Source organism: Streptomyces sp. NPDC050388, from assembly GCF_040655635.1.
Lineage (GTDB): Bacteria > Actinomycetota > Actinomycetes > Streptomycetales > Streptomycetaceae > Streptomyces.
Genome location: NZ_JBFAKH010000046.1, coordinates 26,798 through 40,667, shown reverse-complemented (window position 1 = coordinate 40,667; position 13,870 = coordinate 26,798). Strand labels below are relative to the sequence as shown.

General features: G+C 73.5%; 10 protein-coding genes. 5 read left to right on the top strand and 5 right to left on the bottom strand.

The features are described from left to right. Positions 1–25 precede the first annotated feature (25 nt). On the top strand, positions 26–1,726 hold the full coding sequence (locus tag AB0I73_RS24995) for an amidohydrolase (RefSeq protein WP_363040829.1): 1,701 nt from the start codon (positions 26–28) through the stop codon (positions 1,724–1,726). After that, positions 1,723–3,054 (top strand): MFS transporter, encoded by a 1,332-nt coding sequence (locus AB0I73_RS24990; protein WP_363040828.1) that lies wholly within the window; start codon positions 1,723–1,725, stop codon positions 3,052–3,054. The genes AB0I73_RS24995 and AB0I73_RS24990 overlap by 4 nt, the downstream gene beginning before the upstream one ends. Before the next feature lie 246 nt (positions 3,055–3,300). Here AB0I73_RS24990 and AB0I73_RS24985 read toward each other — a convergent pair whose 3' ends face one another. From AB0I73_RS24985 to AB0I73_RS24975, 3 genes are all read right to left on the bottom strand, one after another. Further along, on the bottom strand, positions 3,301–6,276 hold the full coding sequence (locus AB0I73_RS24985) for a BTAD domain-containing putative transcriptional regulator (RefSeq protein ID WP_363040826.1): 2,976 nt from the start codon (positions 6,274–6,276) through the stop codon (positions 3,301–3,303). A gap of 213 nt (positions 6,277–6,489) precedes the next feature. Further along, positions 6,490–6,885, bottom strand: coding sequence for a nitroreductase/quinone reductase family protein (locus AB0I73_RS24980; RefSeq protein ID WP_363040824.1), 396 nt, complete (start codon positions 6,883–6,885; stop codon positions 6,490–6,492). A gap of 12 nt (positions 6,886–6,897) precedes the next feature. Beyond that, a complete protein-coding gene (locus tag AB0I73_RS24975) occupies positions 6,898–8,427 on the bottom strand; it encodes a CehA/McbA family metallohydrolase (protein ID WP_363040822.1) in 1,530 nt (509 codons plus the stop codon). 283 nt (positions 8,428–8,710) lie between these two features. Between AB0I73_RS24975 and AB0I73_RS24970 the strand changes: the two genes are divergently transcribed. The 3 genes from AB0I73_RS24970 (at position 8,711) to AB0I73_RS24960 (ending at position 13,015) form a co-directional block, all read left to right on the top strand. Continuing rightward, on the top strand, positions 8,711–9,604 hold the full coding sequence (locus AB0I73_RS24970; protein ID WP_363040820.1) for an LLM class F420-dependent oxidoreductase: 894 nt from the start codon (positions 8,711–8,713) through the stop codon (positions 9,602–9,604). A 111-nt stretch (positions 9,605–9,715) separates the two neighbouring features. Next, on the top strand, positions 9,716–12,301 hold the full coding sequence (locus AB0I73_RS24965; RefSeq protein WP_363040818.1) for a bifunctional FO biosynthesis protein CofGH: 2,586 nt from the start codon (positions 9,716–9,718) through the stop codon (positions 12,299–12,301). Between the two features lie 138 nt (positions 12,302–12,439). Next, complete coding sequence (locus AB0I73_RS24960) at positions 12,440–13,015, top strand: hypothetical protein (RefSeq protein ID WP_363040816.1); 576 nt, start codon at positions 12,440–12,442, stop codon at positions 13,013–13,015. A 38-nt stretch (positions 13,016–13,053) separates the two neighbouring features. On the opposite strand, the gene AB0I73_RS24955 is transcribed toward AB0I73_RS24960, so the two are convergent. Both AB0I73_RS24955 and AB0I73_RS24950 read right to left on the bottom strand, forming a co-directional pair. Further along, positions 13,054–13,407, bottom strand: coding sequence for a hypothetical protein (locus AB0I73_RS24955; RefSeq protein ID WP_363040814.1), 354 nt, complete (start codon positions 13,405–13,407; stop codon positions 13,054–13,056). Beyond that, positions 13,404–13,865, bottom strand: coding sequence for a prevent-host-death family protein (locus AB0I73_RS24950; RefSeq protein WP_363040812.1), 462 nt, complete (start codon positions 13,863–13,865; stop codon positions 13,404–13,406). The genes AB0I73_RS24955 and AB0I73_RS24950 overlap by 4 nt, the downstream gene beginning before the upstream one ends. Positions 13,866–13,870: the final 5 nt, after the last annotated feature.

The following is a 13,870-nucleotide window of genomic DNA, read 5'->3' as shown; positions in this document are numbered from 1 at the left end:
CCCCACACCACCCGAAAGCCGCTCCATGCTCGATCTCAAACTGCGCAACGCCCGCATCCGCACGGTGGACGACCACCACCCCCGCGCCCGCACCCTCGGTGTCCTGGCGGGGCGGATCGTCGGCCTCGACGAGACGGTCGAGGACCTGCCCGCACGCACCGTGCTCGACTGCGGCGGCGCGGTCGTCGTCCCCGGATTCGGCGACGCCCACAACCACATGGCCTGGTTCGGCCAGTCCCTCGGCGAACTCGACCTGAGCACGGCCACCACGCTGTCCCAGGTCTACGACGCCGTCGCCCGCCGCGCGGCCGCCCTGCCGGCCGACGCCTGGATCGTGGGCGCCGGGTACGACGACACGGTCATGGGCGGGCACCCGCACCGCACGGAGCTGGACCGGGCGGCCGGCGGTCGGCCGGTGTGGCTCAAGCACCGCTCCGGGCACATGTGCGTGGCCGGCAGCGAGGTGCTGCGGCGGGCCGGCGTCCTCGACGGCACCGCCGACGCCCCGGAGGGCGGGGTCGTGGTGCGCGACGGCGACGGCGCCCCCACCGGCCTGCTCCAGGAGCGGGCCCAGGCGCTGGTCACCGACCTGGTCATGCCCTACCCGGTGGCCGAACTGGCCGACGCCCTCGGCCGTGCGAGCGAGGTCTACGCCGCGGAGGGCCTGACCCACGTGGTGGAGGCCGGGATCGGGCTCGGCCTCATCGGCCGCAGTCCCGTCGAGGCCGCCGCCTACCAGCTGGCCCGCGAACGCGGCACCCTGCGCACCCGGGTCGAGCTCATGGTCGCCGCCGACAACCTGCACGCCCTGCGCGCGCACGCCGACGACGGCATCACCACCGGCATCGACCTGGGCCTGCGCACCGGCTTCGGCGACGACCGGCTGCGCTTGGGCCCGATGAAGATCTGGCTGGACGGCTCGCTGATCGGCCGCACGGCCGCGGTCTCCGAGCCGTTCTGCGGGCACGACCACACGAGCGGCGTCTACCAGAACAGTCCGCAGGAGATGCACCGGCTCGTCGTCGACGCCCACCGGTCCGGCTGGCGGGTGGCAGCCCACGCCATCGGCGACAGTGCCGTCGACCTGGCCCTCGACGCCTTCGCCGAGGCGCAGCGCGTGCTGCCCCGCCCGGATGTGCGACACCGCATCGAGCACTCCGCGGTGGTCCGCCCCGACCAGCTCGACCGCTACGTGGAGCTGGGCGTGGTCCCGGTGCCGCAGGCGCGCTTCCTGTATGACGTGGGCGACAGCATGGCCGAGGGACTCGGTCCGGACCGTACCCTCTGGATGTACCGGCACCGTTCCTTCCTCGACCGGGGGGTCCGGGTGCCGGGCAGCTCCGACCGGCCGGTCGCCCCGGGAGCGCCCCTCCTCGGGATGCAGTCCATGGTCGAGCGCCTCAGCCGGGCGGGCACCGTGCTCGCCCCGGACGAGCGGGTGAGCGCGGAGCAGGCCCTCCGGGCCTACACCATCGATGCGGCATGGGCCAGCCACGACGAGAGCCGTCGCGGCAGCATCACCCCCGGCAAATATGCCGATTTCGTCATACTTTCCGATGATCCTGTCGCCGTCGACGGCCATCGGATGGGCGCCATCGACGTCCTCGCCACCTTCGTGGCCGGGGAGTGCGTCCACGGCGCCGACGCAGTCGGGAACCTCGCGGCAGCGAACGGTCCCCTCCCCACGGCCGGAACCCCCCGGCCGGACGCAAGGAGTCACGCATGAGCACAGTCGGACAGGTCGCCCCAGGGGCTCCGCCGGGCACGTCGACCGATACGAAGGCCAAGGACGCCGGACGGGTCGCCTTCGCGTCCTTCGTCGGCACGGCACTGGAGTGGTACGACTACTTCCTCTTCGGTACCGCCTCCGCCATCGTCTTCAACCGGCTGTACTTCACCACGCTCAACCCCACGGCGGCCACGCTGGCGGCCTTCGCGACGTTCGGCGTCGGATTCGCCGCCCGGCCGATCGGCGCCCTCGTCTTCGGATGGCTGGGCGACCGCATGGGCAGGAAGCCGGCTCTGCTGATCACCGTGGTGATGATCGGCATAGCCACCGGCCTGATCGGTCTGCTGCCGGGTTACGCCACCATCGGCATCGCCGCGCCGCTGCTGCTGGTGCTCCTGCGCCTGGTCCAGGGCATCGCCGTCGGCGGTGAGTGGGGCGGCGCCATCACCCTGGCCGTGGAACACGCGCCGCCGAACAAGCGCGGCTGGTACGCCGCACTCCCGCAGGTCGGCTCCCCCGTGGGCACCCTGCTCTCCTCCGGCGCCTTCGCCCTGGTGCTCCTCCTGCCGTCCGAGTCCTTCGACTCCTGGGGCTGGCGCCTGCCGTTCCTGATGGCCTTCCCCCTGATGGGCATCGCCGTCTACATCCGCCGCAAGGTGGAGGAGTCGCCGCTCTTCGACGAGATGCTGGAGCAGAACGAGCAGGCCAAGGTGCCGGCGCTCGACATCTTCCGCCAGGCCTGGGGCCGGCTGCTGGTCGCGATGGCCTCGGCGACCCTGGGAGTCGGCGGGTTCTACATGCTGACCACGTTCATGATCAGTTACGGGGCCGACACCCTGGGAATGCCGCGCTCCCTCATGGTCAACGGCACGCTGGTGGCGGCGGTCGTCCAGATCGCGGTGATCATCGTCGTGGGACGCATGGCGGACCGCCTCGGTCCCGGCCGGGTCACGCTGTGGGGCGGCCTGCTCAGCGCAGCCTTCGCCTTCCCGCTCTTCTGGCTGGTCGAGACCGAGAACCCGGTCGTGGTCGTGCTGGCCATGGCGGTCGGCATCGGCGTGCTCTCCGTCGCGTACGCCGTGTCCGGGGCGCTGCTCGCCGAACTGTTCCCGGCCCGGCTGCGTTACACCGGCGTGGCCCTCTCCTACAACCTGGCCGGCGCCCTCACCGGCTTCCTCCCCTTCCTGGCGACCGCCCTGCTGGCCGGCGGCGGCGGGGCCTCCTGGCCGGCGGCGCTGCTGCTGATGGCCCTGTCCCTGGTCACCGCCCTCGGTGGACTCCTGGGCGGCCGGATGCGGGTGGAGGACGACGCCGTCACCGCCTGATCCCGACCGGCCCGCGTCCGGGCACCGCCCCGTACGGTGCCACCGACGCGAGCCAACCCCTCCGTGCGGCCCGCTGCCCCTCGTGCAGCGGGCCGCACCGCCGTTCCGGCCCGGCCCGGCAGGCACGCATCGGCAGGCACGTACAAGGAGCACTCGGCGAAGCCCCACCACACGGGGGCGGGCGGCAACCGCTCCGTCACCGGCGGCCCGCGCCGCGCGGCGCCGTCACCCGTGGCCGGCGAACGCTCAGGCGGCCTCGACGGGAGCCAGCAGCGCGCGTACCGCCGTGGCCTCCGGTGAGCCCAGCGCCTCGTAGATGCGCATGGCCTCCTCCCAGCAGACGCGGGCGCGGCCCGTGTGGCCGACGCCGGTGAGGGCGTGACCCAGCACCGTCAGGACGTTGCCGCGCCGCCATTGCCCGCCGATGCCGCGCAGCACCGTCAGCGCCATCTCCGCGTTCGCCGCGGCCGGGGCGTAGCGCCGCCCCGCGATGTCGACCTCCGCCAGGCGGAAGAGGGTCATGCCCTCCCACAGCCGTTGCCGGCTGTCCCGGAAGACCTCCAGCGCCTCGAGGAGCCGGTCGGCCGCGTCGACCAGGCGGTGGCTCTGGGTGAGGGCCATGCCCAGCGCGTACCGGCCGTTCGCACCGCGCATGGAGTTGCCCATGGCGTCGTAGATCTCCATGCCCTGCTGCGCGAGTGCCACGGCGCTGTCCGTGCTGCCGGCGGCCAGCCGGATCCGCGAGAGGTTGCAGAGCGCGCTGGCCTCACCGGGGCGGTCGCCCAGCGTCCGGAAGTGCGTGAGGGCGTGGGAGAGGTGCTCCTCGCCGGCCGCGGTACGGCCCTGGTAGAGCGCGATCACGCCGCGGGCGTTGTGCGCCCAGCACACGGGCAGCAGGTCGTCGGCCCGCCGGGCGAGGCGGACGACCTGCTCGGCCTCCTCGTCGGCCAGGTCGAACCGGCCGCCGTCGAGGTGCGCGTGCGCCAGGGTCATCAGCGCCCGGGCCTCCACCTGCGCGACGCCGACCTTCCGGGCCGCCTCCAGCAGGGTCCGCGCCGTGAACTCGTACTCCTTGGAGTTGGCCCCCGACTCCGACAGGTCGAGCGCCGCCCACAGCAGGTCGATGCTCCGGCGCAGGGTGTCCGGCCGGTCGGCGCACTGCCGGGCGAAGGACAGCAGGCAGTTCGCCTCCGTGTAGAGCCAGTCCCGCGCCGGCCCCCGGTCGGGGAAGCGCAGCCCGGGATGGTCGGTGGCGGCCAGGTGGTCCACCAGCCGGTCCCCGGGCCGCTCGATCGCGTACACGCCCGCCGCCGTCGCCAGGTAGAAGTCCAGGAGACGGGAGAGGGCGGCGGCGCGCTCACCCGGCGGGTGCTCGTCGCGTTCGGCGCACGCGCGCGCGTAGAGGCGGACCAGGTCGTGCAGCCGGTAGCGGCCGGGCGCCGCGGACTCCAGCAGGGAGGTGTCCACCAGGGACTCCAGGAGGTCCTCCGTGTCGTCCGCCGGGAGGTCGAGGACCGCCGCCGCTGCCGCCAGGGAGATGTCCGGGCCGTCGGCCAGGCCGAGGAGGCGGAAGGCACGGGCCTGGGCCGGCTCCAGCTGGCCGTAACCGAGTTCGAAGGTGGCCTTCACGGCGAGGTCGCCGGCCTGCAGCTCGTCCAGGCGGCGGCGTTCGTCGGCGAGTTTGGCCGCCAGCACCGAGACGGTCCAGGTGCGGCGTGCCGCCAGCCGGGAGGCCGCTATCCGGATGGCCAGCGGGAGGAAACCGCAGGCCGCCACGACGTCCAGCGCGGCCTCGCGCTCCGACGCCACCCGTTCCTCGCCGACGATCTTCGTGAACAGGGCCAGTGCCTCGTCCGGGGACATCACGTCCAGGTCGACCAGGTGGGCGCCGGCCAGGTCCACCATCCGCACCCGGGACGTCACCAGGGCCGCGCAGCCCTCCGTGCCCGGCAGGAGGGGGCGCACCTGGGCGGCGTCCCGCGCGTTGTCCAGCAGCACCAGCACTCTGCGGCCGTCCAGGACGGACCGGTACAGCGCCGCCCGTTCCTCCAGCGAGTCGGGGATGGCGGAGTCGGCGGTGCCGAGGGCGCGCAGGAAGGCACCGAGCACCGTCTCGGGCTCGGCCGCCCGCTGCCCCGCGCCCTGCAGGTCGACGTACAGCTGGCCGTCGGGGAAGCCGGCCCGTGCCTGGTGGGCCACGTGCACCGCGAGGGTCGTCTTGCCGACGCCGCCTATCCCGGCCAGCGCGGACACCGCCATCACCCGGCCCTCGACCGAGGCGAGGATCGCGCCGAGTTCGCGTACGAAGGACGCGCGGCCGGTGAAGTCCGGCACGGTGGCGGGCAGTTGCGCGGGACGGACCGGAGCGGCGGCGGGCTCGGGCGGCGCGGGGGAGGAGGGCTCCGCCAGGTGGGGGTCCGCCTGGAGGATGCGCTGCTGGAGCTCCTGCAGGCCGGGCCGCGGGTCCACACCCAGCTCGTCGGCGAGCAGCCGGCGCGTGTCCGCGTACACCGCCAGCGCCTCGGCCTGGCGTCCGCTGCGGTACAGCGCCAGCATCAGCAGCTCGCGCAGGCGTTCGCGCAGCGGGTGGGCCGCAGTGAGCGCCGTCAGCTCCGAGACGGCCTCCGCGTGGCAGCCCTGCTCCAGGTCCATGTCCAGCCGGGTCTCGACGAGCTGCAGGCGCCACTCCTCCAGCCGCACCCGCTGGGCCTGCGCGTACGGGCCCGGTACGCCCGCCAGCGTCTCGCCGTCCCAGAGCGCGAGGGCACGGTCCAGCAGCGTACGGGCCGTGCACAGGTCCCCGGCGTGCTTCGCCCGCTCCGCCTCGGCGGCCAGCCGCTGCGCCACCTCGACGTCCAGCGCGCCCTCGCCCGGCCCGCGCACCGCGTATCCCCCGGACTCGCTGACCAGGACCCCGGGGTCCAGCACCTTCCGCAGCCGGGACGCGTACGTACGCAGCGCCGCCAGCGCCTGCGAGGGCGGCTCCTCGCCCCACAGGGCGTCGATCAGTTCGGCCGCCGTGGCCGTACGGCCCCCGCGGAGCAACAGGGCGGCGAGCAGGGCGCGTTGTTGAGGGCTGCCGGTACTGACGGGCTCGCCGCCGCGCCAGGCGCGCACCGGCCCGAGCACGCTGAAGCGCAGCACCGGCAGCTCAGGTGGTGCTGTCGGTGCTGTCGGCGAACCGGGACGTCCCTGCTCCGGCACTCGTGGTGCACCCTCCATGGAGTCCCCCTACGGATCCTGAACAACCACGCCAGTCTGCCTTGTTCATGACGAATGCGTCAGCCGTGCGAGACGGCGATCACACGGCGGCGCGCACGGGTCCACGAGGCCCCCACATCTTCTGCGTACACGTACGCGTCGATGTCACCGGAACCGGTGCCGGCTCTCGTGGTTGACGCAGCGTCAGTCGAATGAGGGGTGGCGCCGCCCGCCTCAGTCGTCCAGGTCGATCCGTACCGTCAGCAGTTCCGCCCCCACCGCCCGTACCGTCGCGCTGTTCATGCGCGGCAGGGCGCGCAGCCGGGCGACCGGGTCGTCCTCGGGCAGCGGGTGGGCGGTACCGGTGTGCCAGCGGCCCCGGATGCGGATCCGCACCCGGGGATCCGCGCGGATGTTGCGCACGTACTGGGACCGCTCGCCGAACTCCGACACCAGCCAGAACGAGTCCCCGACCCGCCGCCCGCCCACCGGGGTGCGTCGGGGCAGGCCGGAGGCGCGGCCCGTGGTCTCCAGGAGGGTCTGCAGCGGGAGGCGGCGCGTCACGGGGTTGGCGATCCGGCGCTGGACGGCGGTGACGGCCCGGTACTTGCGTTCGGAATGACGGCTCATGGTGCGGTGAGCCTACCGGCGACCCAGGAAGATCGGGTTGGTCAACGCGGCCGGGACACCCGGCAGCGGGCCGGCCGCCGTCTCGTGCCGCAGCTCGGCGCGGACGTAGGCGGCGTACGACGGGGTGGTCCGCCACTCGACGACACCCGAGCCGGACACCGGCAGCGGGGCGCTGGTGTGCAGGACGCCCTGGTCGGTGACGAGGCGGACCGTGCAGCGCGGGGCACCGACGGCCTCCAGGCGGACGGTGACCGGCGTGTCCCGGTCCACGCCCAACCGCTCGCCGACACCCGCGTGTTCGCCCCGCCCGCCGGACGCCGTGAAGGCGACGGAGACGCGTGCGGACTCGGCGACGTACGAGCGGCCCGCGCGGATGCCCTCCTGGACAGCCCGACGGGACAGCTCGTCGGCGAGGACGACGGTCTGCGGGTGACCGACGACGTCCGGGTCCCGGTGGGCGTCGCTGTTGCCCATCGCCGGAACCCAGCCCCGCCCGCCCCTTTCGCCCCGCCCGCCCCGCACCGAGGCGACGAGCATGCCGTCCCAGTCGGCCAGGGCCACCTCGTCGTCGGGTGTCCAGGGGCCGTTCCACACCTCCACGGCGTCCGCCTCGCCGAAGCCGAACTTCCAGGCGCAGCCGACGCAGGTGGCGTGCGGATGCGCCGGCACGACCAGGCCCCCGGCGCCGCGGACCCGGCGGGCGAACCGGCCGAACCGGTCGTCGCGGGCCCGGTAGCGCCAGTCGACGAAGGTGCCGGGGTCCGTGCCGAGCGCGACCACGTGCCCGTTGCGGGTGGTGACCTCCTCGCCCAGCAGCACCAACAGGTCGTCCCCGGCGGCATCCGCCCAATGGGCGTGCGCGGAATGGGTGTTGTGCTCCGAGCTGTTGATGAAGTCCAGTCCCGCCGCCCGCGCGAGCGCCGCGATCTCGGCCGGGGTGCGACGGCCGTCGGAGTGCCAGGAGTGCAGATGGCAGTCGCCCCGGTACCAGGCCCGCCCGCGCCCCTTCGCCCGCTCGGGCGGATACACCGGCCGGACCGTCTCGCCGGGCTCCCCGTGGGTCAGCGTGACGGTCACCTCGTACGACAGCCCCTGCGGGGCCACGGTGTACGGGCCCAGCGCGATGTGCCAGGTGCCCTCCCGCACCGGGCCGGGCAGATAGCCGGGGGTGGCGTCGTCCGCGCGGAGGAAGAACTCCGCACGGGCCCCGCCCGACCAGCCCCGGAAGCCCGCGCCGCCCAGCTCGGTGCCGCGTTCGTCGAAGATCCCGATGTCGAGGGCGTTGCCCGCGGTCCCGGCCGGGACGGACGGTCTGTCGTAGGTGTAGGCGACCCTGATCTCCCGTACGCCGTCCGGTACTTCGACGGGGACGTAGACGAAGTCGGGGGCGCCCGGCGGGAGGGTGCCGCGCACCGTCCTCGTCTCCTGTTCGCCGCGGCCGGCCGCGGAAGCGAAGCTCACGCTCCCCAACGTAAGCGCGGCGGCGGCTCCCGTCAGGAAGACGGCACGCCGGCCGATCCCGCTCCGGTGCTCCTCGCACATGCTGCGGCTCCCGGGGTGTCGTGTGACGGCAGGGCGGATGACAGGACAGGGGGTGCGGGGCGGTGCAGGGGCGGTGCGGTACCACGCTGACAGCGAGCGGTGAACTGCCGCGCAAGGGAAGGGAACCAGCGGATTCAGCGACGGGGACCGTTCCTCGTCGGCCCCTCCGTCGCGGGTCCTCCCGCCCGCCGCGCCCGCCCCGATGTCCCGACCGGTCGGTATGGACATGAGGTCCGGGCCCGGGTATGGATGGGTCCGTCGTCCGCGTACGAAAGGCCCGTTCATGCGCATCTCCGTCACGATCTTCCTCACCGACGAGACGATCACCCCGACCCGGATCGCCCGTGAGCTGGAGCAGCGCGGCTTCGCCGGGCTGTATCTGCCCGAGCACACGCACATCCCCGTCGAGCGGACCAGCCCCTACCCGGCGGGCGGCGACCTGCCCCGGGAGTACGGCCGCACCCTGGACCCCTACGTCGCGCTCGCGCAGGCCGCGGCCGTCACCGAGCGGCTCGACGTCGGTACCGGCATCACGCTCGCCGCGCAGCACGACCCGATCGACCTGGCCAAGCAGATCGCGACCCTCGACCACCTCTCCGGCGGCCGGTTCACCCTCGGGCTCGGCTTCGGCTGGAACGTCGAGGAAGCCGCCGACCACGGGGTGGAATGGCGTACGCGGCGGGAGCTGGTCCGGGACCGGATGGGTCTGATGCGGTCGCTGTGGACGGAGGAACCGACCGCGTACAACGGGAAGTTCGGCAGCGTCCGGGCCAGCTTCGCGCACCCCAAGCCGGTGCAGAAGCCGCGCGGTCCCGTCATCGGTCCGCGCACGCTGGTCGGCGGGACGGCCGGGCCGAAGCTGTTCGCGCACATCTGCGAGTACGCCGACGGCTGGATGCCGATCGGCGGGCGCGGCCTGTCCGAGGCGGTGCCCCGGCTGCGCACCGCCTGGGCCGACGCCGGCCGCGACCCCGGCGCCCTCCAGGTCGTCCCGTACGCCGTCCAACCCAGTCCGGGCAAGCTCGCCCGCTTCGCCGAGCTCGGGATCGAGGAGGTCGTGGTGCAGCTGCCGCCGGAGGGCGAGGCGGGAGTGCTGCGGGCCCTGGACGCCTACCAGCCGTTCGTCGACGGCACGGGCGACGGGGCGGGCGACGGCGCCGGTGGGGCGACCCGGTGACGGTACCGGCGGCGGCACCGGCGGCGGTTCCGTGACGGCCGGTGAGTGCCGGGCCCGGAGGAGGGCCCCGGCCCCTCTTTGCCCTGATCACCCCGAACGTATGCTCAAGGAATGACGACATCCGCGACATCCGGAACCGGTCCGACCGAGAACTCCCTGCGTCGCGCCCTCAAGCGGGCCCGTGACGGCGTCTCCCTCGACGTGTCCGAGGCCGCCGTCCTGCTCCAGGCGCGCGGCGAGCACCTGGAGGACCTGTGCGCCTCGGCCGCCCGGGTGCGGGACGCGGGCCTTCGGGCGGCGGGCCGGCCCGGGGTCATCACGTACTCCAAGAGCGTCTTCGTCCCGCTGACCCGGTTGTGCCGGGACACGTGCCACTACTGCACCTTCGTCACCGTGCCCGGCAAGCTGCGCCGGGCCGGGCACGGGATGTTCATGTCGCCGGACGAGGTCCTGGACATCGCCCGCAAGGGTGCCGCCGCCGGCTGCAAGGAAGCCCTCATCACCCTCGGCGACAAGCCCGAGGACCGCTGGCCCGAGGCGCGCGAGTGGCTCGACGCGCACGGCTACGACGACACCATCGCCTACGTCCGCGCGATCTCCATCCGCATCCTGGAGGAGACCGGACTCCTCCCGCACCTCAACCCGGGCGTGCTGACCTGGACCGACTTCCAGCGGCTCAAGCCCGTCGCGCCCTCGATGGGCATGATGCTGGAGACCACCGCGACCCGGCTGTGGTCCGAGCCCGGCGGCCCGCACCACGGCTCCCCGGACAAGGAACCGGCCGTGCGGCTGCGCGTCTTGGAGGACGCCGGCCGCTCCTCCGTCCCCTTCACCTCGGGCATCCTCATCGGCATCGGCGAGACCCACGAGGAGCGCGCCGAGTCCCTGTTCGCCCTGCGGAAGGTCTCCCGCGCCCACCACGGCATCCAGGAGGTGATCGTCCAGAACTTCCGCGCCAAGCCGGACACCGCGATGCGCGGCATGCCGGACGCGGAACTCGACGCGCTGGTCGCCACGGTGGCGGTGGCCCGGCACGTCCTCGGCCCGTCCGCCTGCCTGCAGGCCCCGCCCAACCTCGTCGACTCCGAGTACGGACGGCTGATCGCGGCCGGCATCGACGACTGGGGCGGCGTCTCCCCGCTCACCATCGACCACGTCAACCCCGAACGCCCCTGGCCGCGGATCGAGGAACTGGCCGAGAAGTCCCGGGCGGCCGGTTTCGAGATGCGCGAACGTCTCTGCGTCTACCCGGAGTTCGTCACCCGCGGCGAACCCTGGCTGGACCCGCGGCTGCGCCCGCACGTGGCCGCGCTCGCCGACCCCGCCACCGGCCTCGCCCTCCCGGACGCCGTGGTCGAGGGCCGCCCCTGGCAGGAGCCCGACGAGGTGTTCACGGCCAGCGGCCGCACCGACCTGCACCACACCATCGACACCGAGGGCCGCACCGCAGACCGCCGCGACGACTTCGACGAGGTCTACGGCGACTGGGAAGCGCTGCGCGAGGCCGCCGCCCCCGGCATGGCACCCGAGCGCATCGACACCGACGTGCGCCAGGCCCTGGCGAGGGCGGCCGACGACCCGACGAGGCTGACCGACGACGAGGCCCTCGCCCTGCTGCACGCGGACGGCCCGGCGCTGGACGCCCTGTGCCGGATCGCGGACGACGTCCGCAAGACGGCGGTCGGCGACGACGTCACCTACATCGTCACCCGCAACATCAACTTCACCAACGTCTGTTACACCGGCTGCCGTTTCTGCGCCTTCGCCCAGCGCCGCACCGACGCCGACGCGTACACGCTCTCCCTCCAGCAGGTGGCCGACCGCGCCCAGCAGGCCTGGGACGTGGGCGCGGTGGAGGTCTGCATGCAGGGCGGCATCCACCCCGACCTGCCGGGCACCGCGTACTTCGACATCGCGAAGGCGGTCAAGGAACGCGTCCCCGGCATGCATGTGCACGCCTTCTCCCCGATGGAGGTGGTCAACGGCGCCACCCGCACCGGCCTGTCCGTCCGCGAGTGGCTCACCGCGGCCAAGGAGGCGGGCCTGGACTCCATCCCCGGCACGGCCGCCGAGATCCTCGACGACGAGGTCCGCTGGATCCTGACCAAGGGCAAACTGCCGGCGGCCACCTGGATCGAGGTCGTCGAGACGGCCCACGAGCTGGGCATCCGCTCCTCCTCGACGATGATGTACGGCCACGTCGACCAGCCCCGCCACTGGCTCGGGCACCTGCGCACCCTGGCCGGCATCCAGCAACGCACCGGCGGCTTCACCGAGTTCGTCACGCTCCCCTTCATCCACACCAACGCCCCGGTCTACCTGGCCGGCATCGCCCGCCCCGGCCCCACCACCCGGGACAACCGCGCGGTCACCGCGATGGCCCGCCTCCTGCTGCACCCGCACATCCCCAACATCCAGACCAGCTGGGTCAAACTGGGCGCCGACGGCGCCGCCGACATGCTCCGCTCCGGCGCCAACGACCTCGGCGGCACCCTGATGGAGGAGACCATCTCCCGCATGGCGGGCTCCTCCTACGGCTCCTACAAGTCCGTCAAGGACCTGATCGCGGTCGCGGAGGCGGCGGGCCGCCCGGCCAGGCCCCGCACCACCCTGTACGGCGAGGTCCCGGCCGAACGACAGCGGGCGGCGGCGGCCTCCGACGGCCACCTGCCGGCCCTCCTGCCGGTCCTGGACTGAGGCCGGGGCGAGCCGGGACGGGGCCGGGGCGAGCCGGGACGGGTGAGGGCGGCCCATCCGGCTGCCCCGCCCCGGTCGCAGTACGATGATCGGGCCCCGGAGGTGAGGGGGTTCTCGTAGCTGAGGAGATGCGTACCGGTGCCTGCCCGTCTTCCTTCGTGGGCCTGGGTGACCGGGCTGACCACGGGGGCGATAGCCGCGGTGGCGGTCCTGGCCGTCCAGGCGGACCAGGGGCCGAAGCCCACCGCGTCCACGAGCCGCCCGAGCGCGTCGGCGACGGCGGACGCGAAACCGTCCGCCGAACCGAAGGAGAAGGGAACCGGGACGGAGTCGGAGGCGGTCCCGGCCGACTCGGGCACCGGCCGCCGGATCGTCTACTCCCTCGACGACCAGCAGGTGTGGCTGGTGGACGCCAGCGACGCCCCCCGCCGCTCCTTCGAGGTCTGGCCGGGCACGGTCGCCCCCGACCCCGGCACGTACACGATCGGAACCCGCACCGAGGCCACGACCGGCAGCGACGGCGTCGAGGTCGAGCACGTCATCTACTTCGCCGCCAAGTCGGGCGTCTCCATCGCCTTCTCCAACGCCGTCGACGGCTCCTCACCCCCACCGCCCGACGGCCGGACGACCGGCGGCATCCGCGTGGGCAAGGCGGACGGCAAGGCCCTGTGGACCTTCGGCACCCCGGGCACCACGGTCCGGGTCGTCGAGTAACGGCCGACCCCGGCCGATCCGACGCCGTCGCGGGCGGATCAGTCGGTGTCCTTGGGGTGCCGGGTGGACGCGTACACGAGGTGAACCGTCCGGCGCTCCTCGTCGACGAGGTAGCGGACACGGCCGCCTGCCGTCACCTCGTACTCCCACTGGGCGAGCTCCTGGCCGCGGAGGTCGGCCGTGGCCAGTCGGCCGCGCAGCCGGTGCTGACGATCGAGGTCTGCTCGGGACAACGGGTCCCTGCGCAGGGCCTCGAAACAGCGACGTGTGTTTCCCGGCGCCTCCGCACCCAACTCGCCCCACCCCTTCGCTGCCTCGTTCGTCGCGAATCGCAGGTGCCGTTCCTCACCCACGGAGGGTGGGGCGACCTCGTCACCGCGTCTGGGGCTCACGGCGCGGTCACCTCGCCATGGTCTTCGTCCGGCAGCCGACGGGTGAGCTGTGCGGTGAGTTCGGGATCGGCGAGAATGCGGGCCGTAGCGCGCCATTCGACGATGACGCGGTGGAGTTCGCCGTGTATGTCCAGTTGGGCGACGTCGTGCGTGGCGTCGATGAGGTCGGTCACGAACTGCCGCAGCTCCTCCGTGGACAGGTGACGGACCCAGGGGAAGACCGAGGGGAGCGCGCGCTGTACGGCCCGCTCGCCGGCATCGCTGCGAACGAGGGCGGCGAGGAGACGGGCCGTGACGTCCGCCGTTTCCTCGCGCTGCTGGTCATGGCGGGCCGTGGTCAGGTAGAGGTCCTCGCCGTCCCGACGTGTGATGTGCACGCGGTGGGCCCGGTCGAGCGTTTCGGCGACACGTCTCGAGTTCTTCGAGAGCTCTGAGAAGGCGACCGTGGGAGTGGACATACCGG